Source organism: Pseudomonas tremae (assembly GCF_023278125.1).
Lineage (GTDB): Bacteria > Pseudomonadota > Gammaproteobacteria > Pseudomonadales > Pseudomonadaceae > Aquipseudomonas > Aquipseudomonas tremae.
On record NZ_CP066270.1, the window covers coordinates 2,173,486 to 2,197,830 of the forward strand.

The window sequence follows — 24,345 nt, forward strand, 5'->3', positions numbered from 1 at the left end:
CGGAACTGCGTGATGAACCAAGGATGCCTACATGATTTCCTCTGCAAAACTTGGCGACTTGCATGCCTGCCCGATTCCGGGCCACGGCATCACGCCCATTGTGACGGCTTCAAGCGATGTTCTGATCAACTCACTGACTACAGCGCGGGTCGGCGATATGTGTGCCTGCGGGGCGGTGATCGTTGCGGGTTTTCCATCCATCATGGTCAATGGCCGGCCCATGGCCCACCTCGGCAGTCCGAGCAGCCACGGCGGCATGTTGATCAGCGGCAGCGACGATGTGGGCGGCGGTTCTACGCCCTGACGGTACGCTGGACCCACAGCGGCTCGAGAAAGTGATAAATGATCCGGATCTTGCAGGCAACGCCATGTAATGACATTTTATTACCCTGACGTCTGATCAGACATTTACTGCGGACAGGTGGATATGGCATTCGACTGGCACTCTGACCTTATTACGCGTGACACCCCGGTGGACAATCACTACCGCAATACGCAGAACGTGCGGCGTTTCATGATCGGGCAGTGCGGCGCTTCCTTCAGGTTTGATCGAGCCTTCATGGGCTGGATCAAGGACGATACGCCCAAAAGCATGGGGCAGGTGGCAGACGAGTGGTTGCGGACCCGGCCGTCGGCGTCACAGGCAACCTGAAGTCGCTTTTTTGCGCTGTGCCACTGTGCTTTCCAGGTATCCGGTTGTAGCTCAGCGAGCAGGAAGCGCCTGGAACTCACCTTTCGACAAACCCTGTACGTCGTTGCCCATGCTGTCACGGATGTTCAGGTCGGCGCCCTTGTCGGTGAGGGCTTTGAGTACCTCGGTGCGTTTGAACAGCGCTGCATACATGGCGGCGGTCTGCCCGGCATTGTTGGTCAGGTCGGGACCGCAGTCGGCCTGAACAAGACGCTTGGCGATACTCAGTTCACCTTTGAAAATTGCGCCCATCAGCGCGGTATTGCCGCGATTGTCCTTGGCGCAGGGGTCTGCACCTGCATCGATCAGCCTGGTCACCGAGTCTTCATGGCCGTGATAAGCCGCCAGGATGAGACCGGTATAGCCTTGCTCGTCCCGAACATTGAGGTCGTAATGGGCCTCGATGAATGTGTCGAGCATGGGGTTGTTGCCTTCGCGGGAGGCGTCGAAAAAAAGGCTGCGCAATTGGCTTGCAGTCTGTTCCGCCGTCAATTGCTCAGGGGGTGTCGGTTGTGTCGCGTTCGCAGCTGCCGTAAACAACAGCAAGGCGTAGATGAGATTTTTCACGGGCGTTCTCCTGGCCATGCCCGCCCCGGCGCACCAGGCACCGGAGCGGGATTTCAGCTCATCAGTCTTTCAGGTTGGCAGCCAGCGACTTGACCTTGGCCAGATCGCCTTTGGCCACTTCGGTAACTCGAGTGCCGTAGGTTGGATCTGCCTTGTAGAGGAACGACAGCATGATGTTTTTGCTTTCAGTGTCAGTGTCGGCCAGCGACTCACCGAAGCTCTGCACCAGATCAGTCTGCTCTTTAGCGTTGTAAGAGCGATACAGGTCACCCGCCTGCTTGAAGTTCTGCTCACGCGTGATCTTCGCCTGCTGGGTGGTGCCGCTCAGCGGAAGTTCGCTGTAACGCGCCTTCTCATCCGCTGGACGCGGCTCCAGCCGGCTTGGCTCGTAGTTCACGCCGCTGGTGGTGTGGCCACTGTTCATCTTGCCATCCTGGTTGCCGTTGTTAACCGCCACTTTAGGCTGGTTGACTGGCAGGCTCAGGCCGTTGGCGCCCAGACGATACATTTGCGTGTCGGCGTAGGAAAACACACGACCCTGCAGCAGGCGGTCTTCGGAAGGCTCGATGCCTGGAACCAGATTGGCCGGAGCCATTGCGACCTGCTCGGTTTCCTGGAAGAAGTTGTCTACGTTCTTGTTCAGCACCATCTGACCGATCTTTTTCTCGGGTACATCAGGCCAGATCTTGGTCGCGTCCAGAGGGTCGAATTCGAACTTGGCCAGGTCTTCCGGCTTCAGAACCTGCACGTACAGATCCCATTTCGGGAAGTCGCCTTTCTTGATGGCGCCCACCAGATCGTTGGTCAGGTGGCTGTAGTCCTTGGACTGGACCTGAGCAACTTCTTTCGGGTCAAGGTTCTTGAGACCCTGCAGGCTCTTCCAGTGGAACTTGACGTAGTGCACTTCGCCTTTGGCATTGACCAGCTTGTAGGCATGAACGCCGTTGCCGTCCATGAAGCGATAGCCTGCTGGCGTACCTTCGTTGGAGTACAGCAGGGTCAGCGTGCGGGTCGCTTCCGGTACGTGGGAGAAGAAGTCGAAGCGACGCGAGTCGTTGTCCAGATTGGTACGCGGGTCAGGTTTGAACGCGTGCACCATGTCCGGGAACTTGATGGCGTCACGGATGAAGAAGGTAGGGAAGTTGTTGCCCACCAGGTCCCAGTTGCCATCGGCTGTGTAGAACTTGGTCGCAAAGCCGTGAGGGTCGCGCAGTGTTTCTGGTGAGTGGTTACCGTGAACCACGGAGGAGAAGCGGACAAAAACCGGGGTTTTTTCACCGGATTTAAAAACAGTCGCCTTGCTCAGGTCGCTGATGTCGGCCGATGCCGTGAATTCACCTTTGACGCCTGTACCTCGGGCGTGCACGACGCGCTCCGGAATACGCTCGCGATCAAAGCGCTGCAGCTTTTGCAGCAGTTGCACGTCTTGCAGCAGGACCGGCCCTTGGGCGCCTGCGGTCTGGGAGTTCTGGTTGTCGCCGACTTCGGCACCATTGTCGCGAGTCAGCGTGTCGGCTGCATAAGCCGCCGGAATACTGATAAGACCGGCTGCAGTCAAATGAACCACGTGTCTGGACCAGTTTAATAACGGCATTTTGAATCCCTCATATTTTTAGTAGGCGAGATAAGCTTAGGCGCGCGAAGGTGAAAGGGTGATTATAAAAATGCATCGGGTTGATTAAAATAAATGCGAGCGAAAGTGTTGGATATTAGTCTTGTTTTTGTGCGTGGCTGAAATAGCAGTCGATAAATAATACTGGCAAAAAGCCTTTTTCTGGAGGGTGATAGTTTTATAAGTAATTGAAATTAAGGTATTTTTTATTATATTTCGATTGAAATAATAAAGTTCTCATACCGTGCGTCAGTGACAGGTTGATGAAGGAAGCAGTAGGGGTGCCGAGTGTTTTATTTGCAAATCAGGCACCTTGATTTAATAGGGAGCTAACGTTCGGTAATATAATAGTGGGTCACGGAATAATATTCGGTAGTGGCTATTTGATAGTTAATATCGCGAATGAGTATCAACTAACGTTTATATTTATCAGCCTCTGACGATTCGGTGTTGCGTGCCCGGAAGCGTTATCATGCCTCTACAGCTCGTGCAGACAACCCACACATTCCGGAATCCGCCGCTTTATGCCAACCGTCATGCTGCTCCAGACCCCGCCCCCCGAATTCATCCGCAGCCAGATTCAGCAAATGGTCGTTGATTACGTCACCGACATCAGCCTGGTTGCCATCGACCCGAGCAACCCGCTGTACAACCTTTATCAGTATGGCGTGGGCTACGAGGTACATCTTTACCTCAATGCCATGGACGGTTCACAACATTTGGCCGTCGAACTGATTGTTGCGCTGGACGATGACGACCCGGAAATCGTATTGGGTTTTTTGTTGTATCTGCCGGTCAACGGCGACCCACAAGCCTGCGCGGTGGCCTACATGGCGGTTCTCGAAAGCCATCGTCAGCAAGGCATTGGTCGTTCAATGCTGGAGAAAATGATCGATCGATACCCGCATGCCGAACTGTACTGCGCAGTTGACAAGGTGCCTTGCTTTGAATCACTGGGCTTTCAGGTATTGGGCGCGCGGGGCCCCCAGGTCATCATGAACACCCGCGAACACGGCACTGATGGCTTGCTGGCGGTGATGGACATTGCCCCGATCTACAGCTCGGTAGAAGTACGGCAGATTCATGCCTATCTACTCAAACAGCATGGTAGCCAGGCAATGGTCGATGCCGAGAAGCAGCGCGATCTCCACCTTGACGAGAAGACCCGCCAAGCCAGGGAGTTTGTCGAACAACGGCCTGGCAGTAATACGTTTGGGGCTTTCAAACTGCATTAACGTGCATTATTCATGAAACGTAGTGCACTTCATTCTCATTGCATTTACGTATTTTTACATTTGTCAAACTTTTTCACGTAAATCTCTCGGGGGATATGAACCATTCATTTGAGGTGAGGTCATTATGATATCACTGCTGCCTGATCATTTATCTCAGCGCCCCATCAGCTTCATCTCCCTCGGATACGTCTCATGAATTTCCTGCGTCAGTTAAAGTTTTCGACCAAGCTTATTTCGGCATTCATCGTTTGCGCACTGATCACGCTGGCTGTCGGCGGTCTGGGCATGGCAGGTGTTACCCGTCTGGGCAATGCGCTTGAGCTTACTTTTTCCAACAACCTGGTCTCTGTCGGCAATACCAATGAAACGCTTACCAGCCTGACAGCGCATAACCGTGGCCTTTACCGGTTGCTGGATGCGCAGGATGGCGGTGTGCCCGAGGCTGACATGGAGCGTGTTCGTCAGGCGCTGGGCGATGACCTTGCTCGTGCGCAGAAAGTTTTCGCAACCTACCGGGCCACTCCTCTGGAAGATGACGAGCGCGTCGCTGGCGACCAGTTGGAGCAAATGCTGCCTGCTTATATAGCGGGCTCTCAGCAAGTGGTCGAATTGATGAAGGCTGGCAATCTCGATAGCGCCCGCACTCGTTTGAACACATTATCCGCAGACGGATTTGCCAAGGCGCGTGGTTACTTGCGGACAATGATCGAGTCCAACAATCGCCAGATCAAGGAAGGGGCGGTGGCGGCGTCCGAGCTCAAGTCCAGATCGGTGCTGATGCTTGAGGTGGGCGTGGTGATTGCCTTTCTGGTAGCGATCATGCTGGGTGTATTCATCACTCGCATGATCACCCGACCACTGGCCGTGGCAGTAACAAGCGCCCAGCGCATTGCCGGCGGTGACCTGACTCAGCCTATCGTTTCCACCAGCGGTGATGAGGCTGGTCAGTTGCTCGATGCGCTGTCGGGGATGCAGACCGGTCTGAAACACACGATTCAGCAGATCGCCAGCGCCGCCGACCAGCTCGCTTCGGCAGCCGAGGAGCTGAGCGCGGTCACTGACGAGAGTACTCGCGGGCTGACTCGCCAAAACGATGAAATTCAGCAGGCGGCGACTGCGGTCAACGAGATGACCGCTGCAGTAGAGGAAGTGGCGCGCAATGCGGTGTCGACATCCGAAGCGTCGAAGACCGCGACGGATGACGCAATCGATGGTCGGGGTCAGGTCGATCACACTGTCAAAGGCATCACCACCATGGTCCATGAAATTACCGCATCCACGGGTGCCGTTTCTGAACTGGCCGGGCATGTCCGGGAAATCAGTAAAGTGCTCGACGTGATTCGCAGCATTGCCGAGCAGACCAATCTGCTGGCGCTCAACGCCGCCATCGAAGCAGCGCGTGCAGGTGAACAGGGTCGCGGCTTTGCGGTAGTGGCCGATGAGGTCCGTGCTTTGGCGCACCGTACTCAGGCATCGACAGTGGAAATCGAAGGGATGATCAGCACAGTGCAGTCAGGTGCCGATGGTGCCGTTGCTGCAATGGGTAAAAGCCTGACGCTGGCGACCAATACTCAGGAACTGGCGCTGCGGGCCGGTTCGGCGCTGGAAAAAATCACTATGGGTGTAGCGACCATCAACGAACGTAACATGGTCATTGCCTCCGCTTCCGAGGAGCAGGCCCAAGTGGCTCGCGAGGTTGACCGTAACCTGATCAACATTCAGGACCTTTCGACGCAGAGCGCTGCTGGTGCGAACCAGACCAGCGCTTCGAGTCAGGAACTGTCGCGTCTTGCTACCTCGTTCAACTTGCTGGTTGCCAACTTCAAGCTTTAATAGCCTCTTCCAACAGGCATTTGTCTGGCGCACGTCTTCAGCCTTCCGGCCATGAAATTCCGGTCAGGTATGAAAAAGGCGTTGCGCCCGACCGGGTGGTATCGCGCATCATAGGCGTACTCAGCCCGAGAGAGACATTTTCATGCCTGTCATTGTTTACGCCCTGCGCCTGTCGCTCCTGAGAGTTTCGCTGTCACTTCTTGGCGCGCTGTCCCTTGGAATCTTTGCCAGTCATGCGTTGGCCAGCGACGAGACACAACTGGTCGAATCCCTGAACGCCTATCGGGGTCAGACGCAACGTTGTGGCGAGCAGGTGTCCATGGAACTGCCGCCGCTTGCCAGTGATCCGCGTCTGGTATTGCCTGCCAACGGCAATCTCGACCTGCAGCAGGCGCTGACTCGTGCCGCCTACCCGATGGTCACCGTGCAAGCGATCAGCCTGTCCGGACCGCGTGATGCGGCTTCGGCGCTCAAGGCCGTGCAAGAGAGTTTCTGTCGTGTGGTGCTGGACCCGCAGTTCGTCGACATCGGCGTCAGTCGTGAGGGCCGGGACTGGCGCATCGTGCTGGCCCGTTCGCTGGTTGCGTCGCGTCTCGGTGATTGGCAGGCAGAGGGGCAGAAAATCCTCGAGATGGTCAATGTCGCCCGCACCCAACCACGTCAGTGCGGTCCGCAGTCCTTTGCCGCGACCACGCCGTTGTCCTGGAACCTGATGCTGGGTACCGCCGCTCAGGCGCATTCACAGGCAATGGCCAATCAGAACTTTTTTGATCATAAGGATCACGACGGTCGCACGCCCGGAGATCGCGCCGAGCTGGCCGGGTATGTGGGCCAGCAGGTCGGCGAGAACATTGCCGCGGGTCAGGATACTGCTTGCAAGGTGGTGGACGGCTGGCTGGCCAGCCCCGGTCATTGCGCCAATCTGATGAGCCCCGCTTATCGCGAGTTGGGTGCTGCCTACGCGATGGACCCCAAGAGTAATGCAGGCATCTACTGGACGGCGATGTTCGGCACGCAGCAGTGAGGTTTTCCGGTTTGCAGTGGTCGCCAGCCTAGAAACGAAACGCCTGGCGACCGATCAGCAGCCACTGGCCGTTTTGTTTCTGCCAGATCTGGAAGTTTTCTATCTCGGTCGGCACGACCTTGCCGCTGTTTACCGCCTGCGCCGAGAAGTGATTGCGCACCAGAGCCACGTCGCCGGAGAGCGTTATTTTCTGATTGAGCATCTTCAGTTCGTTGAAGCCGCTTCTGCCGGTTTCGATGTCCGCGATGAACGCTTGCTTGTCCTGAATAGCTCCGCTGGAGTGCCCGTAGGTGAGGTTGTCGGCAGTCAGTGCGTTCAGTTGCGCAATGTCCTTGTGCCACATGGCTTGCGTCAGTTTGTCTACGGCATTGGCCACGTCAGCTTCGTCGGAGGTCGCGGCGGTGACATATCCGCTAAACAGGCACAGAAAACCTATAAGCAATGTCAGCTTCTTCATGGGTATACCTTTTTTGTCATTGTCGGGTTGGGGGAACCGGGACAGGCGATCAATTCATCTGTCGCCGTGCAACTTAGATCAGCGCGAGCGTCTCGACAAGTGCGATTGCGAATTCTTCAGGCCTGCAGAAGCGCAGTCTCGATAACAACCACAAAGCGCCCTGACATGGCTGTCAGGGCGCTTGGGGGGTGCTGCGCAATGTCAGGTTCCGGTTACCTTGTCACTCAGACCCGGAACTGCTTGGTCAGTCGATTCAGGCCTGAGGCCAGGCTCGACAGTTCTGCCGTGGCAATTGCAGTCTGGTTGGAGCCTTCAGAAGTCTGACTGGACAGATCGCGGATGCTGACCAGGCTTCGGTCAACCTCGCGCGCTACCTGGGCCTGTTCTTCGGCTGCGGTGGCGATCATCAGGTTGCGCTCATTGATCTGGCTGATGGACTCGGTGATTTCGAGCAACGCCTTGCCGGCGCCGTTGGCCATTTCGAGTGTCTTTTGCGCCTGAACGCTGGTCTGTTCCATTGCCGTCACCGCATTGCCGGTACCGGTCTGAATCGAACTGACCATCTGTTCTATTTCACGGGTCGACTGCTGAGTACGGTGGGCCAGCGCCCGAACCTCGTCCGCGACCACAGCAAAGCCTCGTCCGGCCTCACCGGCGCGGGCGGCCTCGATGGCTGCGTTGAGGGCCAGCAGGTTGGTCTGTTCCGCGATGGCGCGGATTACGTCCAGCACTTTACTGATGTCGGTTGCCATGGCTGCCAGGCCTTGCACTTCGGTGGAGGTGAGTTGCACCTTGGACACCATAAGGTTGATGGCAGTGACGGTTTCATCGACTTGCGCGCGTCCGGCGATGGCCGCTGTACTGGACTGCGAGGTAACTTCCGATGCCGAGGCTGCGTTGCTGGCAACCTCTTCGACCGCAGCGCTCATCTGGTTGACGGCAGTGGCGGCCATTTCAATTTCATTGCTCTGACGCTGAATAGTGCGCGAAGCGTCTTCGGTTACCGCGTGCATCTCTTCGGAGGTGGCCGCGAGCTGGGTGGAAGAGTCGCCAATCAGGGTCAAGGCACTGCGCAGGTTGGTCTGCATGGCGGCCAGTGCCGCGATCAGTCTGGCAGCTTCGTCGGTGCCCTCCAGCGGGATGTCCTTGGTCAGGTCGTTGTCGGCGATGCGTTGCGCAATGTTCAGCGACTCGCCAATGGGGCCGGTCAGGCTGCGGGTGTACATCCAGGCCAGGAGCAGCGTGGTCAGAACACCTGCGGCGATGAAAATGCCCACCATCCACAAGGTTTGCTGATAAGCAGTGTCTGCCGTGGCGCCGGCCTTCTGGGCCTTGCTATCGTTGATGCCGGTGAGCTTCTTGAGGGTGGCTTCGACCTGATCGGCCGCGCTTTTCATTTCGCCATTGGAGGTCGCAACGGCCGCTTCGAGATTTCCCGCAGCGACTGACGCCAGGTAGCGATCCTGGGCCGCTTGATAATCGGTATTGGCCTTGGTGAGCTCATCAAATGCCTGGCGCCCTTGTGGGGTGACGATCAACTTGTTGAGGGCATCGGCATAACCAGCAATCAGCGAGCGTGATTGTTGAATATCACCCAGCGCCTTGGTCTTTCGTTCTTGCGGTTCGATCGGGTTACGGACGCGGGCATTGTTGCCCCTGATGCCTACAAACTCGCGATCCAGAGAACCAAGTAATTTGACGCTGGGCAGTACGTTGGTTTCGATGAATTTTTCGGCGGCGTTGAGTTCCGCGGCCTGACGCAGAGCCAGCAGGCCCAAGGCAACGATCATCAGGCAGAAGATGCCGAAACACAGTGCAGAACGGGGAGCGAGGTTAAGCTTTCGCAACATCATGAGTGTTTCTCCGGAGTGGGCAAAAAGGCTATCGCCCGCACGCGGTTTAACTTTGTAACAAAATAGTAAGCAAATATTTCAAAGCTTTTGAGCGCTGAAACGGCAGGTCAGGACCTGCCAGCTTCAGCCCCCAGGTCAGCGCTTTTCCATGCCCAGAAGAAACGTATCGACTGCCCGCTCGACCATGCCGCGAATCTGCTCGATGCTCAACGGCATGGGCGCCTGCTGGTAAAGGCGAATTTCTGTTTCTGCAGTCAGCAGTGCAGTGAGTTGCAGCGCCGCGATGTCCGGATCAGTCGATCGCAACTGCCCGCGCTGCATGGCTATGCGCATTGTCGATGCTATTGTCTGCAGGCACTCTCGAGGGCCCGATTCATAAAACATCATGCCGATGTCGGACTGTCCGGACTCGGCCACCACCATTCGGTACACCGCCAAGGCGCTGTCATCATTGATCAACATCATCAACATGCGCTCACCGAAGCGAGTCAGCATGGGGCGTAGTTCTATGTCGGTGCCCATCTCGTTGGTATTGCTCAGTTCCGAAACAGCCTCGGCCAGATGCGCCGTTGCCAGTCTGTTGACGACGGCGATGAACAGTTCTTCCTTGGAATGGAAATAACTGTAGATAGTGGCTTTGGAGCCACCCATGCGCTTGGTCACTTCGTTCATCGAAGCACGTTCGTAGCCCATTTCGAGGAAAACGCTTGCTGCGGCATCAATGATGGCTTCGCGGCGAGCTTCAGTACGCACCTTCATTTATATCCTTAATCCCTTGGTGAACCGCTCGGTACAGTTAGCGCAAAATTCTCTAGACTGGAACTGAACCGTTCGGTACGATTTAAGCCGAATCCGTGGAGCTTACTGGAAATGCAGACTCAGATAAATGCTGAAAGAGGGACGCTTTCTTTATCGGGTCATTCGACAGGCTGCCTTCAGTCATCCATTGCACCTATGTATCAATGATGGAGTGAACAGTTCCATGAACATCATCGATTTCAAGCAACCCGTGAAACGCTTCCATCGCGTCAGTACAGCAACGGTGCCCGTGCTCGAAAAGGTACTGACAGTCATCTTGAAAACCGATGTTCCCGTGCTCATGGGCATCTGCAGCGACGGCCTGCGCAGTAACAGCGCAATTCTCGGTGGCGAGTTCCAGGGCGAATCCTTCAGCGGTTCAGTGCTTTCCGGCGGCAGCAATCTGCTGGTCGAAATGTCATCCGAGCTGGCTGTTCTGGACACCCGTTTCACCTTGCGTACGCAGATGGGCGAGCTGATCAATGTTGAGAACAGGGGCATCATGCTCTTGGACGAGGCGGGCCAGCAGGAGCTTCAGAACGGCATATGGCCAATCAGCGAAGGCCATTACCAGTGTTCCTGCACACCACGTTTTCAGGTTTCTCTCGGTCCTAACGAGTGGCTGGAAAAGAGTGCCTTCATCGGCAAGATCGAATACCTGTACGCTCACGAAATGCTCATCAGCTTTTACCGCATGAAACCCTGACCGCTTAGCTCAGGAGCCTGCCGATTCATTCAGGCAGAAGGAGCAAGCCGGCGCGGGCGTGCTCCTGCGCAAGCATTCAGAACGTGACGCTGGCGCTCAGCCTTGCGGTGCGGGGTTCACCCACATTGACCTGCAACTGGCTGCCGGTGCTGGATGGGTAATACTGCTTGTCGAACAGGTTGTCCACGTTCAATTGCAGACGGGTTTTATAACCCGCCATTGGCACATCCCAGCGCAAGAATGCATCGGCAACGGTGTAGCTGCTCATGTAGAACGTGTTCGCGTCATCACCTGCACGTTCGCCGACGTAGCGCGCACCGCCGCCGGCATGCCAGTCACCCAGCCCGGACGGGATCTGCAGGTGGTGGGTGAGGTACAGGCTGGCCGTGTGTTTCGGCGCCTGACTCAGACGGTTGCCTTCGTTGTCAGGGTCGTCGAGTACTTCGGTGTGGGTATAGGCGTAAGTACCTATCATGTCCCAACGTTCGGCGATGCGTCCGGTCACGTCCAGCTCCACGCCCTGCGAACCTACTTTACCGGCTGCTTGGCTGATGCCAGTCACGCCAGTAGGCGTGACGACGTTTTTCTTCTCGATGTCGAACACGGCGAGGTTGACGTTGAGCTCCGGCGCCAGCGTATATTTGGCACCGACTTCGTAGCTACGGCCTTCTTCAGGATCGAACGTGGTGCCGTCGTCGTTCACTTCTTCGTTGGGCACAAATGAACGGCTGTAATTGCCATACAGCGAAAGGTCTTCATTCACCTTGAACACCAGGCCCGCCATCGGCAGGAACACATCGTCATTTTTGTCCAGGTTGGTGACGCGGTTGGCACCCAGGCCCTGGGCAATGTCCTGCTCATAATGCTGATAGCGACCGCCCAGTACCAGAATCCAGCGGTCATCCAAGTGCCAGTTGTCCTTAATGTACAGGGACGTGGAGGTCAACTGATTGCTGAGATTGCTGGTGGGCGCACTGACTACGCTCGGTTCGGCCAGGCTGCCGTAGGCCGGCGAAAATATATTGAAGCCGTTCTGGGCTGTATTGCGATAGGTCTTGCCGCGATACCTGTCGGAATCCTCATGTTCGGCGCCAACCAGCAGGTCGTGCTGCTGACCGAGAATGTCCTGCTTGCCGATGAAGTCCCAGCTGGCATAACGCGTTTCGTAATCGTAATGGCCGCCATTGGCCTGACGGCGCAGTACGCCGCTGCTGGACAGAGTACTGGGCTGGGCAATCGCAAGGCTGTAGCGATCATTGTTCCAGCCGTACGTCAGACGGGTTTTCCAGTCATCACTGAGCTGGTATTCGAAACGCGCGGTGGCGGTCTCGCTGATGCCCACCGTATTTGCCCACTTTTCGTCCAGCCGCTTGCCGTAGCTGATGTCGGCTGGATGACCGCCCGTGAACACGGTGCCGCGGTCAAACGGGCTGATGTAGTCGTTGTACTCGTAGGCCAGGGTCAGGCTGGAGCGTTCGCCGGTCCACGACAGCGAGGGTGCAATCAGAGTGTGTTGATCAACGCCGTAGTTGCGCCAGTAGTCCTCGCTCTGTCGTTCGGCCACCAGACGATAAGCCAGCCCTGAGTCGCCAAGCGGGCCGGTGGTGTCGACACCAAAGCTGCCGCCGCCTTCGCTGTAGGCCGAGCCACTCAGCGTGGTGCTTTGCACATATTGCGGCTGTTTGCTGATCACGTTGATCACGCCGCCTGGCTCCATTGCTCCATACAACAATGAGGCCGGACCCTTGAGGACCTCGACGCGCTCGGTGGTTGCGCCAAAGTTCTTCGACACCACCGAGCGTACGCCGTCGCGCAGGATCGAACCGTCATCGTTAGTGCCAAAGCCGCGTTTGACCAGCGAGTCCTTGGTGTTACCTAACGTGTTGCCCTGACTGACACCACTGACGAACTTCATGGCGTCGTCCAGCGAGCGCACGTTGTAGTCGGCAATGGTCTGCGGCGTGACAACGTTGACCGATTGCGCTTCTTCCTTGATCGGCACATCACTCTTGCTGGCCGTACTGGTGCTTTTCGCGCTGTAACCTTCCTGGGGCTGCGTCGCGGCAGCGGACACCTGGGTGGCAGGCAGAACAGCGGTTTCCGCAGCCTGCACGGTGCCGCTGGAGCATATCGCCAGAGACAGCGCAGACAACAGAAAAGGGCCAGGACGGCGAGTGCGTTGGGTGGAAGTGCTCAAGGGAGATGCTCTGTCAGGACGTTAATAGCAATAATTGTAATTTGATATTAATTCTCAAGTAAATAAATGAATCGCGGGCCATGGGATTTGATTGATCAATACTCCCGAGGCAAGTTGCTCATGATCGAGGCGTGATGTTGGCATCAAGCCGCTTGCCCATGCTGATGATGGGTTCCGGGGTGTAGCCCAGTGTCTTGTAAAATGCCTGCACACGTTCGTTGAATGTGTGAATCTGCAGATTGATTTTTACACAGCCAAGATCGGTCAATGCCTGTTCGGCGTGCCTTACCAGTGCAGACCCCAGCCTGTTGCCGCGATGTTGTGGATCAACTGCGACTGCGTACAGCCAAACCCGATGACCGTCGTAGCCAGCAAGAATGGTTCCGATCACCTGATCGTTCAGAGTTGCGACGAAAAACAGCCGGTCGTCCACCGCAAGCTTCTTGTCGATTGAAAGATCAGGGCGGTTTTGCGGTGCTTCTTCATTGAAAACTGTTTTCCAGAGCTGGATGACAGCGAGGCGGTGATGCAGGTCGGAATACTCGACAATTGAGGTCATTGCGCAGTCCTTGAGTCGGGTACGCGAGCATACTGTTGCGCCTCGCAGGTTGTCTAACCGGCGTCTCTTGGCTGGCGGCCCTGTCGGGTGGCTTGAGGCAGCGATGCTGGGGTCTTGAGCAGCCTCTGTATCGCCTGGCTGTAAGCCGGTTGCCCCAGTTGCATGCTGTTGTTGTGCGTGCCGCCGGGCACCAGCAGCAGTTGTTTCGGTTGTTTCGCCGCGTCGAACAACTCTTCGCTGAAGCGGGAGGGCACGTACTGGTCGTTGGTGCCATGGACGATCAGTACCGGCATGTGAATGTCTGCGATCTTGTCCAGCGAGTCGAATTTTTGCGACAGCAGCCAGCGCACGGGCAATGACGTGTTAGCAAGCGCGGTGGCCACATCGGCCAGGTTGGTGAAGGTCGATTCGATGATCAACCCCCGAGCCGCAGCCGGACTGTTGTTCTTTTCCGCATCTGTGCCCAGTTCTGCCGCCAGGTCCACCCCGACCGCGCCCCCCAACGAGTGTCCGTAGATCAACCTTCGGGACGGGTCGGGCTGCAATTGCTTGAGGCGTTCCCAAGCGATGCGTGCGTCCTCGTAAACGGACCTCTCGGATGGTAACTGGCCGACACTCTGACCAAAGCCACGGTAATCGATAGCCAGAACCGAGAAGCCTTGTGCGCTGAGCTGGCGGATGCGAAACAATTGCCCGGTCAGGTTCCATCTTGAGCCATGCAGGTACAACACAGCCGGGGCGTTCTTGTCTGGCGCAGGCCACCACCACGCATGAATGTTTTGCGACGTGCCGAAGGCAGGCGTGCGCAATTCGATCTCTTGAACCTCGTCGGGCAGCCCGCTGTACCAGCTGGCCGTGCCGGGTTCGATGCGGAACACCAGCTCTCTTTCCTTGTGCTCGAGTACTGCGCAACCAACCGGCAGCCCGAGAATAATGGCGAGCATCAGCAGCCATCTGACCGGACGAGCCCTGAAGCGCGCCAGAGGTGAAATCGCCATGAGTGCAGTGTTCCCCGTCAACGAGTTGCGAAAAATGCAGGTTATGCGCTTTGGTTACAAGGCGTACCAGCAAATGTCGGTTACAGCATATTGCACGGTAAGGCTGATGAACCCTGCAAACCTGGACCTTTATCAGGCACAGGCTCTTAAAGTCTGCTCGCACAAAACCCTACGCTTCAACAGGTTGCGGCCAGTGTGCGAAGGCGGTGCCGGTTGGCACGATTGGTTATTGAGGTAGCTCTTTATGACAGCCCGGGATTATGCTGTAGCCGCGCGGGCGCTATGTTTCTGCCGCTTGCCCGCCCTGATCGCCGATTTGCTCACCGCGTCAATCGCGCTTTCTTCAATTTCTTCGAGAGGTTATCGCCTAATGTTCCTTCACCGTCCCTTGGAAGAAAAAGATATCCCGATTATCTGCGAAATGCCGCAGAACGCCGACGAACTGTTCTACATGTTCCCCAGAGCAACCTATCCACTGACACCTTCACAGCTCAGCGACGCCTTGGCAACACGTCATGATTCGACCGTCATCGAGATGGATGGCGAGGTGGTCGGTTTTGCCAATTTCTCTCAGTGTGAATTTCGCGGTCGCTGCTCGCTCGGTAACGTCATCATCGCACCGAAGGCCCGTTCGAAAGGGGTAGGGCGCTTCATGATCACCAGCATGATGGGGATCGCCTTCGACAAGCATGAAGCCAAGGAACTGATCGCGTCCTGCTATAACCACAACGTACCGGGGCTGCTGTTCTATCCGCGGATGGGATTCCGTCCGTACTCCATTGAAGAGAAGCGGGACAAGCAGGGCGCCCGGGTCGCTCTTCTCCATCTTCGTCTTTCCGGTTCCGAGCAGTAATCGCCTGACCGGAACCCGGCACGGCCGACACTTGCTCGGCCCGTGCGCTTCCGGTTTCGCAGTCAGTCTTTAAGGGGGGTCTCCCCCACCGCCGGTAACGCCATTATCCCGTTCTAAAACCAACAAACTTTTCGCTGGAAAATGGCTCATTCATATACCGTTCGTCAGTCTGTGCTTTCTTTAGATAAGCCGGTTTTGGATTTATTGATCCGGGTCATAAGTTTTTGCCCTGAAAACCCTGACGATGAATCGTTTTTTCTAACAACCCCGGTATTCAGCAGTGTTAAACGCGCGGTTTAATTTTTTGCGCAGGCGTTGATTGCAGGGGCGTTTGAAGCGTATAAATATCGAAAGCATCAGGTAAGTGACGACGGATAATTGGCGGGCCGGCACGTGCCGTTTTCAAATGTTCTACCAACCATAAAAATTGCCGAGATTTTGTCACTGTCGGGACATGCTTACACCCATAAGGAGATAAAGAGATGATCACCAGTGGATTGTCTGAGTTAGAACTCAGAAACATCGTTGAAGTTGCGTTTCTGCCGTTGCGCTGCACCTGCACAATCGCCAGTAATCAAATGACCGTGAAAATAGAAGACTTGGCCTCCGGGCGCGTGTTTCACAAAACAGGCATATCCATGAACGCTATAAAGACCAGTCGCGATATATCCGGCCTGGTTGCGAAGCTACGCACCGAGCGCGCCGCAGCCACCGCCACAGCGCTGCCGCATGCCCAGTCCAGCTTTGCCTGACCTGTTCTTGCTGCGAGGCGCCTGAAAGGCCCTGGGTCATTGAGACCAGGGCCTTTTCATATGTTTGCAACACCCTATGGTGTCGCTGCTGATTTCTTTACGTCGGTGACTCATTGCCTGGCAAACTGCGGTCAATGCCCCGAAGACTCTTCCTCCCGTTGCCTCTCTCCTGTCGGCGAATAAACAACGCTACTCAAATCATCAGCTTGTGGCGTACAGGTGAACTGTTTTCCCGTTTTCGCTGCCTCTAACTTACCTTGTTTTCAGGATACAAATTGTCACGCTTTTAATTCGGGTCGTGATGTATTTTCCTGAGTTGCATTTAAAGCGTCACAGGGTGATCACACTGATCGGTTATCTTTTAAAATGACGGAACTTCAAAACTTTGCTGCTGTTAGCGTTTATTGAACTGTGTTATTTCAGGCGTAGTAACGCTACATCATTCAGGTAATGACTCGTGTTCGCTGGGCAATGCCTGAGCGCAGTAACAGTTTGGGCTGAACCGTTGAGGGAGGAGAAGCGCTCTGAAAGACAGGCATAAAAAACGGCGTCCTGAGACGCCGTATGGCTGGTCTGCCTGAAAAATCAGCAGGTCAGCATCGAATAGGGGGAGCGTGTGCGATTATTGTGGATCCTGATTTGGAGCCAGCTCTGCCTGTATGCGTTTGTAGATTTCTTCACGATGCACTGAAACGTTTTTAGGTGCATTGATGCCCAGCCGGACTTGAAGCCCTTGAACGCCAAGAATCGTCACGGTGATCTCGTCACCGATGTTTATGCTTTCGCCTACTTTGCGAGTGAGTATCAACATAATCTTTTCCTTGATGGCCTCTTGAAAACGCCTCTCTCAAGAGGCTGGCGTTTGCCTTTGCGTGGTAATTGTTGCCGAGTGCATCCAGATGCATCCGTCTGTATGACGTCGCAGTGGTGAATTTAATTCCCTCGGTTCATTTTCTTGTCATCGAGATTTGCATCCCCGATACGACGAGTGCGCCAATTCTGCCCGTTTTGACGTGAAAATGCCCGTATTTACTGGCGCCACATAAAAAGTAACGTGACAGCAGCGCGCATCGAGGTCGCCGTTGCCTCGCCCGGCAATGGCAGGCGAGGCCATCTTCAGATGAGTGTAAGCGTAGGCGGGACCAGGAAAGATTGCCCGTGCTTTCTGAAATTTTAAAATGAAAGTGGTGGGCGGGGTGTAGGAAGAAGCTGACTGCGAGGGGCGGCAACTGGCTGTAGGTCGTGTTTATGCGCCGGGATGTGCGCTAATGCAGGAAGAAGGAGGGGCTGAGGATGCCAGCCTTCGCGGTTCTGGGTGTCCGCGAAGGCAGAGTATGCCTGTGGCGTTAAACGGCCATAGACAGCAGCATGATGAAAATCAGGCCGACCACCGAGAGGATGGTTTCCATCACCGTCCAGGTCTTGAAGGTTTCAGCCACGGTCATGTTGAAATATTGCTTGACCAGCCAGAAACCGGCGTCACTGACGTGCGACAGGATCAACGAGCCAGCGCCGGTGGCCAGCACCAGCAACTCGCGATTGACACCAGGAATCAGGCCAACCACCGGAGCGACAATCCCTGCACCGGTAATGGTCGCCACGGTGGCCGAACCGGTTGCGATGCGAATCACCGCCGCTACTAGCCACGCCAGCATGATCGGGTTGATCTGTGCCTGTACCGCCATGTGGCCGATCACGTCACCCACGCCGCTGGCGACCAGCATCTGCTTGAAACCACCGCCCGCACCGACGATCAGGACGATTGCGGCCACCGGAGCCAGGCTCTGGTCCAGCAGCTTCATGATTTTGCTGCGATCAAAGCCGCGCGCTGCACCAAAGGTGTAGAAGGCCAGCAACAGTGCCGCCAGCAGTGCGGTGATCGGGTGACCGATCAGGTCCATCCAGATGCGGAACATGTTGTTTTCTGGCAACACCACGTCGGCAAAGGTCTTGAGCAGCATCAGGAACACCGGCAGCAGGATGGTCACCAATGTAATGCCGAAGCCTGGCAGGTTCTCGGTGCTCGACTCCTTGGCGATCTGGTCCATCAGTTCCTTTGACGGGGTGCCCGGGATGCTTTTGGAAATCCAGTTGCCGAAAATCGGGCCAGCGATGATTGCCGTCGGCAGCGCAACGATCAGTCCGTAAAAAATGGTCTTGCCGATATCAGCGCCGAAAATGCCGATTGCCAGCAACGGACCCGGATGCGGTGGCACCAGGCCGTGTACCGCTGAAAGGCCTGCGAGCAGCGGGATGCCGATCTTGACGATGGGCACGCCGGTGCGACGTGCAACGATGAACACCAGCGGAATCAGCAGAACAAAACCGATCTCGAAGAACAACGGGATGCCCACCAGAAACGCGGAAAACATCATTGCCCAATGCACTTTCTGCTTACCGAAGGTGCGGATCAAGGTCTGCGCAATCTGATCAGCGCCCCCCGAGTCGGCCATCAGTTTGCCGAGCATGGTGCCCAGACCAAGGATGATGCCAACGAATCCCAGCACGCCGCCGAAGCCGTCCTGGAACGATTTCATGACTTTTTCCACCGGCATTCCCGATGTCAGGCCAAGAAAGCCCGCTGCCAGGGTCAACGCGACGAAGGGGTGTACCTTGAATGTGGTGATCAACAGTACAAGACCGACGATGGTTACCAACGCATCGACGAGCAAGAACGTCTCATGGGTCATACCGAACATGGGTGTTTCTCCTGTTATTGTTTTAGGCCACTGCAAAGAGCGCCGTCGTTCTATCGTGTGTGCTTAAGACAGCGCTGTCTTTTGCATTCACGCCTTTATCAGGCGTGGGAGCCTTTCCACCATGCGGCAGCTTGGGTGCCAATCACATCGATGGGCAGGGAAGCATCCACGACCAGCGTCAGCGGCTCGCCTTCAGGGGACTCCAGGGTTGCGAACTGACTGTCTACCAGGCTGGCAGGCATGAAATGACCGGGACGGTGCGAGCAACGTTCGGTCGCCAGTTCCTTGCTCAGCTGAAGGAAGACAAACCCAAGGCCCGGCACCGCGTCACGCAGACGCTGACGATAGATGAGCTTGAGGGCAGAGCAAGTCAGGACCGGGTGTTCGCCGTTGGCGAGCGCCGCAGCCATTTCTTCACCCAGGCGGGTCAGCCAGCCGGCGCGGTCTTCATCATTTAGTGGGGTTCCGGCGCTCATCTTGTCGATGTTTGCCTGAGGATGGAACGCATCGCCTTCGATCAGGCGACCGCCGCTGTTGAGTGCGATCTCGGCACCGACGGCGCTTTTTCCGCAGCCCGACACACCCATCACCACAAGGGCAGAAATAGCAGTATTCGCAGTTGTCACAGTAGGCACCTCGTCTGGAGACAGCGCTGTCTTTGTCCGATGGACATCAGGCTCAGCCTATGCTGTTCCAGTTCTTTTCGTTGTTTTGAGTTCATCATTGAGCATCGGAGGCTGTTCTCCGGGGCCACCTTAAAGGGGAGCCCGAATGTGAAACCAGCGATAAAGCATTGTCACGTTCCATGAGACAGCGCTACCTTATTGGGCATACGTCATATTTGGCAACCCTTATGTTAGTTGGCAACGCATGACCCGCATTGGTTCCCGCTCTACCGGTCGTCCGACCCTCGATGAGGTGGCGCGGCTGGCTGCCGTTTCTCCGATCACCGCGTCCCGCGCTCTGCGGGGCGTTTCCACGGTTGCCCCGCAGCTGGTCGAAAAAGTGCGTGCAGCGGCGCAAAGCCTGGGCTACGTCGCCAATTCTGCGGCGAGGGCACTGGCGTCATCCTGCAGCCAGACTGTCGTGGTGCTGGTGCCGTCGCTGTCCAACCAGTTGTTCATCGAAACCCTGGAAGCCATTCAAAATGTGTTGCGCGTGCGTGGCCTGGATGTGGTGATCGGCAACTATCACTACTCGCCTGCAGAAGAGGAAACGCTGCTGCGCAGCCATCTGGTCCATCGTCCCAGAGGGGTTCTGTTGACCGGCTTTGACCACACGCCGGCTTCGCGTCAGATGCTGGAAACCAGCGGCGTGCCCTGCGTCCACATGATGGAGCTGGATACCCGGCTTGGCGCCTATTGCGTAGGCTTCTCCCAGCAGCAGGCGGGTGCCGAAGCGGCTCGCCATCTGCTGGGGCGCGGTCGTAAACGTCTGGCTTATATGGCGGCCCAGCTCGACCCTCGCGTGTTGCAACGTGGGGCAGGGTTTCGTCAGGTGCTGGAGGAGGCCGGGTTATTCGATCCCGATCTGCAGGTCTCGACACGTCAGTCTTCGTCAATCGGCCTGGGCGGTGAGCTGTTCGCTCGTCTGCTCGATGAGCACCCCGATGTCGACGGGGTTTTCTTCTGCAACGACGACCTGGCTCAGGGCGCAGCACTGGAGGCATTGCGTCTGGGGGTGGCGATCCCTGAACGGGTAGCGCTGGTGGGGTTCAACGATTTGCCCGGTTCTGCTCATATGGTTCCGCGCCTGACCTCCATACGCACGCCAAGGCAGGAAGTGGGGCAGCGCGCCGCTCAGTTGCTGCTGGGCCTGCTCGATGGCGTTGCGCAGGCTCCACAGGTGGATCTGGGCTTCGAGCTGGTAGTGCGAGAAAGCTCCTGAGTTGTCTCGCCGGCACTGTACAAGCATTTCTTCCGGTTACCTTCAGCGGTCATCCCTCAAGCCTTGTCTGACCAGTGGTAGCTCCGCTGCAACGGCTTCCTGCTGTCGTCCTGGACTGCCCGACCGCTATGTCCCGCATGCTTTTTTCAGTCTCATCTGGAAGGTTGTGACATGTTTCGACTGTCACTTCTGACAGTACCCATCCCCTCGGGTTGAGTATTCAATGACTCCATGTTCTGGATCGGAGCGGCATCGGTGTCTTGGCCGCATCGTTGGATGACGGGGATATATCTTCTTATCTATTCCCCGTTCTGGCGGTCTAACAAGGCCCATTGACTGGTGATGGAAATGCAAAAAAAGGCATCTCAACATGTTAGAGCTTTGACTCATATGGTCGATCCGGTCAGTTCAGGAGAGCCTCTGGACATCGCATGGTTGACCGGCATCATTCCTCTGGGGTTCGTACCCGCAGAACTCGCGCTCAGCCCCGATGAAACCACTCTTTACGTCGCGCATGAGAGTGGACGCGAAGTCAGCGTGGTCGATATCGCCACTGCAAGCGTGGTCGGCAGTATCAAACGAGCGGGCGCCGGCGCCATCAGCCTGAGCCCCGACGGCAAACGGCTCTACACCATCGGCCAGAAGAGGTGCTATGTGGTCGATACCCGTCTGCGCGAAGTGATCCGGATACTTCCCGCAGCCAACGCCAATCGAGTGCTTTGCAGCGCGGATGGCCGGTTCATCTGCCTGTCCTTTCAGAATGCGCTGGGCGGGCTGATCCGTCTGATCGAGACCGAAAACTATACGGTCGAAAACGAATTCGATCTTGGGGCCTTGACCAATGCATCGCTGGCGCTGGGAATCAGCCCTTTGAATGACCGCTTTTACGCAACGATGCTGGTGGACCGGACTGCGCCTACCGACGTTCTGGCAATAAGCAGGGTTGATTACCAGCAGCACGAAATTATCGGCTTTTCCGATCCGCGATCAATGGCGTTCAGTGCCGATGGCGCTTGGCTGTATGTGGGCGGAATCGATGAGGTCTATATCGTCGATGCAGCGACCAACAAAACCTTTTATCGAGAGAGGGTCGGCAGCCAGGGTTATCCGGTAAGAATAATCGGCGTCACGCCCGACGATCGATACGTCTACGCGATCTACACCTGCAACTATGACGTTTACCGGATCGACACGGTGAAAGGCATCGCCACCTGTATTGCGTACTTTCCTTCCGTGGGGGGCGCCGTGTTGAACCGTAATGGCAATTACATTTATTCCTCGCACCCGGACATGAGCTGGATTTCGATCTACAGGCTCTAGGCGCTGCACATTAAAGGCTGCTTTCGGCCCGAGCCTGGCGTGTCTGACGTCCTGCATGCCTGCAGAGAGAGGGCCATTCGCTCATGCCCGGTGCAGGCGCATGAGCGAAACGGCAGGTCAGTCCTGGTTCTTGAACGCTAGCCTGGCCTCATGCAGCAATGGTTCGGTGTAGCCGGAGGGCTGCTCTGGCCCTTTGAACACCAGCGCGCAGGCGGTCTTGAATGCGGCAGAGTTCTTGAAGTCCCTGGCCATGGGTCGGTAGTGGGAGTCTCCTGCATTCTGCTTGTCGACCACCTTGGCCATACGCTCCAGCACGTTGTTAACGTCTTGCTGATCTACGATGTCATGCAAAAGCCAGTTGGCCATGTGCTGACTGGAGATACGCAACGTTGCGCGGTCTTCCATCAGGCCCACATTGTGAATGTCGGGCACCTTGGAACAGCCGATGCCTTGCTCGACCCAGCGTACGACGTAGCCCAGCAAACCCTGGGCATTGTTCTCCAGTTCTTCGAGAATCTGCTCCCGCGTCCATTCCGGCTTGTCCACTACCGGTATGGTCAGCAAGTCGTCGAGCAACGAGACACTGATGTCCGCCAGCGCCTGCTGCTCTAGTTCTTTTTGAATCTGCCCGACGTCGACCTGATGGTAGTGCAATGCGTGCAAGGTGGCTGCGGTGGGCGAGGGTACCCACGCGGTCGTGGCGCCAGATCGGGGATGAGCGATTTTCTGCTCCAGCATGTCAGCCATGCGATCAGGCATTGCCCACATACCCTTGCCGATCTGTGCTCTCCCGCGCAGGCCGCACGCCAGGCCGACCTGTACATTGTTGCGTTCGTAAGCCTTGATCCACGGAGAATTTTTCATCTCGCCCTTGCGCAGCACCGGTCCGGCCCGCATGGCGCTGTGGATCTCATCGCCGGTCCGGTCAAGAAACCCGGTATTGATGAACGCTACCCTTGCCGATGCCGCACCGATGCAGGCCTTCAGGTTGACGCTGGTGCGTCGCTCTTCGTCCATGATGCCCATCTTCAGGGTATTGCGCGGCAGTTGCAGCACGTCTTCGATACGGCTGAACAACTGATCGGCGAAAGCCACCTCGGCTGCGCCGTGCATTTTCGGCTTGACGATATAAATGCTGCCAGCCCTGGAGTTGCCTCGACGATTCAGATCATGCAAGCCGATCAGGCTGGTGATGACCCCATCGAGAATGCCTTCGGGGATCTCCTGCTCGTCCTCATCGACAATTGCCGGGTTGCTCATCAAATGGCCGACATTGCGAATGAACATCAGCGAGCGCCCGCGCAACGTGAGCTCGCCTCCGCTAGCAGCCATGTAGGTGCGATCCGGGTTGAGACTGCGGATGATTGCCTTGCCGCCCTTGTCCAGCGTCTCGGTAAGATCACCTTTCATCAGGCCAAGCCAGTTGCGATAGACCGTCACCTTGTCTTCGGCGTCCACGGCAGCAACCGAGTCTTCGCAGTCGATGATGGTCGACAGAGCAGATTCCAGCAGCAGGTCCTTGATGCCGGCCGCATCGGTGCTGCCCACCGGGTGCTGCGGGTCGAACTGGATTTCGATATGCAAACCGTGGTTCTTGAGCAGAATTGCTTCCGGTTGATCGGGCTCGCCCCTGAAACCGACATACTTTTCCGAGTGCTGCAGGAGGGTGTGTGAGCCATCCGCCAGGGCGATGCGCAGTTCGCCGTCCTCGATACGGTAGCTTCGAGCATCGCTGTGGCTGCCGTTGACCAGCGGTGCGCTGCTATCGAGCAGTTCGCGGGCGAAGGTGATTACCTTGTTGCCGCGTAACGGGTTGTAACCCGCGCGGATGTCGGCCCCGTTGGCGCTGGAAATTACATCGGTGCCGTACAGGGCGTCGTACAAAGAACCCCAACGGGCATTGGCAGCATTCAACGCATAGCGCGCGTTGCTGGCAGGCACCACCAGTTGCGGACCGGCTTGCTCGCTGATTTCCAGGTCGACATTGGCGGTGGTGGCGGTAACCCGCTCAGGTTCCGGCTGGAGGTAGCCAATCGAATGCAGAAAATCCCGGTAGGCGGGCATGTCGCTGATCGGGCCGGGATGTTTCTTGTGCCATTTGTCCAGCTCGGCCTGCAGGCGTTCGCGTTCGGCGAGCAGTTCGCGGTTGCGCGGTGCAAGTTCGTGTACCAGCGCGTCAAAGCCTTTCCAGAATGTTTCCGGCTCCAGGCCGGTGCCTGGCAGCACTTCTTCATCGACAAAGCGCTGGAGATTGACAGCCACTTTGAGCCGTTGGCATTTGACGAAATCGTTCATCGGATGGGC

At 56.6% G+C, this 24,345-nt stretch carries 21 protein-coding genes and 1 pseudogene; 10 read left to right on the top strand and 12 right to left on the bottom strand.

Translation table 11 applies throughout. The features are described from left to right. Nucleotides 1-31: 31 nt before the first annotated feature. Both I9H09_RS09970 and I9H09_RS09975 read left to right on the top strand, forming a co-directional pair. Nucleotides 32-368: pseudogene (locus tag I9H09_RS09970) on the top strand (PAAR domain-containing protein); the annotation flags it as partial. Between the two features lie 59 nt (nt 369-427). Then, complete coding sequence (locus tag I9H09_RS09975) at nt 428-652, top strand: DUF6434 domain-containing protein (protein WP_024689586.1); 225 nt, start codon at nt 428-430, stop codon at nt 650-652. Nucleotides 653-703: 51 nt separating this feature from the next. On the opposite strand, the gene I9H09_RS09980 is transcribed toward I9H09_RS09975, so the two are convergent. Both I9H09_RS09980 and katB read right to left on the bottom strand, forming a co-directional pair. Next, nucleotides 704-1,258, bottom strand: a complete 555-nt coding sequence (locus I9H09_RS09980) for an ankyrin repeat domain-containing protein (RefSeq protein ID WP_005890369.1) — start codon at nt 1,256-1,258, stop codon at nt 704-706. 61 nt (nt 1,259-1,319) lie between these two features. Beyond that, the gene (gene katB / locus I9H09_RS09985; protein ID WP_042932283.1) at nt 1,320-2,852 is read right to left on the bottom strand and encodes a catalase KatB; all 1,533 of its coding nucleotides are present in this window, start codon (nt 2,850-2,852) and stop codon (nt 1,320-1,322) included. Nucleotides 2,853-3,394: 542 nt separating this feature from the next. On the opposite strand from katB, the gene I9H09_RS09990 reads away from it, so the two are divergent. The 3 genes from I9H09_RS09990 to I9H09_RS10000 all read left to right on the top strand — a co-directional run bounded on the left by I9H09_RS09990 (nt 3,395) and on the right by I9H09_RS10000 (nt 6,962). After that, nucleotides 3,395-4,105 (top strand): GNAT family N-acetyltransferase, encoded by a 711-nt coding sequence (locus I9H09_RS09990; protein WP_122347058.1) that lies wholly within the window; start codon nt 3,395-3,397, stop codon nt 4,103-4,105. Nucleotides 4,106-4,297: 192 nt separating this feature from the next. Beyond that, entirely contained in the window at nt 4,298-5,938 is a 1,641-nt protein-coding gene (locus I9H09_RS09995; protein WP_024671072.1) for a methyl-accepting chemotaxis protein, read from the top strand. A gap of 142 nt (nt 5,939-6,080) precedes the next feature. After that, nucleotides 6,081-6,962: a CAP domain-containing protein gene (locus I9H09_RS10000; RefSeq protein ID WP_122347059.1), complete on the top strand. Its 882-nt coding sequence runs from the start codon at nt 6,081-6,083 to the stop codon at nt 6,960-6,962. A gap of 28 nt (nt 6,963-6,990) precedes the next feature. On the opposite strand, the gene I9H09_RS10005 is transcribed toward I9H09_RS10000, so the two are convergent. The 3 genes from I9H09_RS10005 to I9H09_RS10015 form a co-directional block, all read right to left on the bottom strand. Further along, the gene (locus I9H09_RS10005) at nt 6,991-7,419 is read right to left on the bottom strand and encodes a nuclear transport factor 2 family protein (protein ID WP_032618687.1); all 429 of its coding nucleotides are present in this window, start codon (nt 7,417-7,419) and stop codon (nt 6,991-6,993) included. Nucleotides 7,420-7,643: 224 nt separating this feature from the next. Next, nucleotides 7,644-9,272, bottom strand: coding sequence for a methyl-accepting chemotaxis protein (locus tag I9H09_RS10010; protein ID WP_054989316.1), 1,629 nt, complete (start codon nt 9,270-9,272; stop codon nt 7,644-7,646). Nucleotides 9,273-9,407: 135 nt separating this feature from the next. Next, nucleotides 9,408-10,031: a TetR/AcrR family transcriptional regulator gene (locus tag I9H09_RS10015; protein WP_005890378.1), complete on the bottom strand. Its 624-nt coding sequence runs from the start codon at nt 10,029-10,031 to the stop codon at nt 9,408-9,410. 223 nt (nt 10,032-10,254) lie between these two features. On the opposite strand from I9H09_RS10015, the gene I9H09_RS10020 reads away from it, so the two are divergent. Continuing rightward, nucleotides 10,255-10,776, top strand: coding sequence for a DUF3237 domain-containing protein (locus I9H09_RS10020; RefSeq protein WP_122312331.1), 522 nt, complete (start codon nt 10,255-10,257; stop codon nt 10,774-10,776). 76 nt (nt 10,777-10,852) lie between these two features. On the opposite strand, the gene I9H09_RS10025 is transcribed toward I9H09_RS10020, so the two are convergent. The 3 genes from I9H09_RS10025 to I9H09_RS10035 form a co-directional block, all read right to left on the bottom strand. After that, nucleotides 10,853-12,973 (bottom strand): TonB-dependent siderophore receptor, encoded by a 2,121-nt coding sequence (locus tag I9H09_RS10025; RefSeq protein ID WP_122347060.1) that lies wholly within the window; start codon nt 12,971-12,973, stop codon nt 10,853-10,855. A gap of 118 nt (nt 12,974-13,091) precedes the next feature. Then, nucleotides 13,092-13,532, bottom strand: coding sequence for a GNAT family acetyltransferase (locus I9H09_RS10030; protein WP_236502278.1), 441 nt, complete (start codon nt 13,530-13,532; stop codon nt 13,092-13,094). 53 nt (nt 13,533-13,585) lie between these two features. Then, complete coding sequence (locus tag I9H09_RS10035; RefSeq protein WP_024671065.1) at nt 13,586-14,530, bottom strand: alpha/beta hydrolase; 945 nt, start codon at nt 14,528-14,530, stop codon at nt 13,586-13,588. Between the two features lie 370 nt (nt 14,531-14,900). Here I9H09_RS10035 and I9H09_RS10040 point away from each other — a divergent pair, with 370 nt between their 5' ends. Both I9H09_RS10040 and I9H09_RS10045 read left to right on the top strand, forming a co-directional pair. Then, complete coding sequence (locus I9H09_RS10040) at nt 14,901-15,383, top strand: GNAT family N-acetyltransferase (protein ID WP_005890383.1); 483 nt, start codon at nt 14,901-14,903, stop codon at nt 15,381-15,383. 482 nt (nt 15,384-15,865) lie between these two features. Further along, a complete protein-coding gene (locus I9H09_RS10045) occupies nt 15,866-16,135 on the top strand; it encodes a DUF1652 domain-containing protein (RefSeq protein WP_005890384.1) in 270 nt (89 codons plus the stop codon). Nucleotides 16,136-16,757: 622 nt separating this feature from the next. Here I9H09_RS10045 and csrA read toward each other — a convergent pair. The 3 genes from csrA to I9H09_RS10060 all read right to left on the bottom strand — a co-directional run bounded on the left by csrA (nt 16,758) and on the right by I9H09_RS10060 (nt 19,421). Continuing rightward, nucleotides 16,758-16,946, bottom strand: a complete 189-nt coding sequence (gene csrA / locus I9H09_RS10050; RefSeq protein ID WP_002554157.1) for a carbon storage regulator CsrA — start codon at nt 16,944-16,946, stop codon at nt 16,758-16,760. Between the two features lie 535 nt (nt 16,947-17,481). Beyond that, the gene (locus I9H09_RS10055; RefSeq protein ID WP_248972605.1) at nt 17,482-18,834 is read right to left on the bottom strand and encodes a GntP family permease; all 1,353 of its coding nucleotides are present in this window, start codon (nt 18,832-18,834) and stop codon (nt 17,482-17,484) included. Nucleotides 18,835-18,932: 98 nt separating this feature from the next. Beyond that, the gene (locus tag I9H09_RS10060; protein ID WP_024671061.1) at nt 18,933-19,421 is read right to left on the bottom strand and encodes a gluconokinase; all 489 of its coding nucleotides are present in this window, start codon (nt 19,419-19,421) and stop codon (nt 18,933-18,935) included. A gap of 283 nt (nt 19,422-19,704) precedes the next feature. Between I9H09_RS10060 and gntR the strand changes: the two genes are divergently transcribed. Both gntR and I9H09_RS10070 read left to right on the top strand, forming a co-directional pair. Next, a complete protein-coding gene (gene gntR, locus I9H09_RS10065; protein WP_005890389.1) occupies nt 19,705-20,721 on the top strand; it encodes an HTH-type transcriptional regulator GntR in 1,017 nt (338 codons plus the stop codon). Between the two features lie 390 nt (nt 20,722-21,111). Next, nucleotides 21,112-22,041, top strand: coding sequence for a WD40 repeat domain-containing protein (locus I9H09_RS10070; RefSeq protein WP_183142442.1), 930 nt, complete (start codon nt 21,112-21,114; stop codon nt 22,039-22,041). A gap of 117 nt (nt 22,042-22,158) precedes the next feature. Here the strand turns inward: I9H09_RS10070 and I9H09_RS10075 are convergent, their stop codons facing one another. Then, nucleotides 22,159-24,336: a malate synthase G gene (locus tag I9H09_RS10075; RefSeq protein ID WP_122347062.1), complete on the bottom strand. Its 2,178-nt coding sequence runs from the start codon at nt 24,334-24,336 to the stop codon at nt 22,159-22,161. Nucleotides 24,337-24,345 lie beyond the last annotated feature (9 nt).

Coding starts and splice junctions, on each gene's coding strand:
- I9H09_RS09975 (WP_024689586.1), top strand. CDS start 428: ATGGCATTCGACTGGCACTCTGACCTTATTACGCGTGACACCCCGGTG.
- katB (WP_042932283.1), bottom strand. CDS start 2,852: ATGCCGTTATTAAACTGGTCCAGACACGTGGTTCATTTGACTGCAGCC.
- I9H09_RS09990 (WP_122347058.1), top strand. CDS start 3,395: ATGCCAACCGTCATGCTGCTCCAGACCCCGCCCCCCGAATTCATCCGC.
- I9H09_RS09995 (WP_024671072.1), top strand. CDS start 4,298: ATGAATTTCCTGCGTCAGTTAAAGTTTTCGACCAAGCTTATTTCGGCA.
- I9H09_RS10000 (WP_122347059.1), top strand. CDS start 6,081: ATGCCTGTCATTGTTTACGCCCTGCGCCTGTCGCTCCTGAGAGTTTCG.
- I9H09_RS10005 (WP_032618687.1), bottom strand. CDS start 7,419: ATGAAGAAGCTGACATTGCTTATAGGTTTTCTGTGCCTGTTTAGCGGA.
- I9H09_RS10010 (WP_054989316.1), bottom strand. CDS start 9,272: ATGATGTTGCGAAAGCTTAACCTCGCTCCCCGTTCTGCACTGTGTTTC.
- I9H09_RS10015 (WP_005890378.1), bottom strand. CDS start 10,031: ATGAAGGTGCGTACTGAAGCTCGCCGCGAAGCCATCATTGATGCCGCA.
- I9H09_RS10020 (WP_122312331.1), top strand. CDS start 10,255: ATGAACATCATCGATTTCAAGCAACCCGTGAAACGCTTCCATCGCGTC.
- I9H09_RS10030 (WP_236502278.1), bottom strand. CDS start 13,532: ATGACCTCAATTGTCGAGTATTCCGACCTGCATCACCGCCTCGCTGTC.
- I9H09_RS10035 (WP_024671065.1), bottom strand. CDS start 14,530: ATGGCGATTTCACCTCTGGCGCGCTTCAGGGCTCGTCCGGTCAGATGG.
- I9H09_RS10040 (WP_005890383.1), top strand. CDS start 14,901: ATGTTCCTTCACCGTCCCTTGGAAGAAAAAGATATCCCGATTATCTGC.
- I9H09_RS10045 (WP_005890384.1), top strand. CDS start 15,866: ATGATCACCAGTGGATTGTCTGAGTTAGAACTCAGAAACATCGTTGAA.
- csrA (WP_002554157.1), bottom strand. CDS start 16,946: ATGTTGATACTCACTCGCAAAGTAGGCGAAAGCATAAACATCGGTGAC.
- I9H09_RS10055 (WP_248972605.1), bottom strand. CDS start 18,834: ATGTTCGGTATGACCCATGAGACGTTCTTGCTCGTCGATGCGTTGGTA.
- I9H09_RS10060 (WP_024671061.1), bottom strand. CDS start 19,421: ATGGGTGTGTCGGGCTGCGGAAAAAGCGCCGTCGGTGCCGAGATCGCA.
- gntR (WP_005890389.1), top strand. CDS start 19,705: ATGACCCGCATTGGTTCCCGCTCTACCGGTCGTCCGACCCTCGATGAG.
- I9H09_RS10070 (WP_183142442.1), top strand. CDS start 21,112: ATGGTCGATCCGGTCAGTTCAGGAGAGCCTCTGGACATCGCATGGTTG.
- I9H09_RS10075 (WP_122347062.1), bottom strand. CDS start 24,336: ATGAACGATTTCGTCAAATGCCAACGGCTCAAAGTGGCTGTCAATCTC.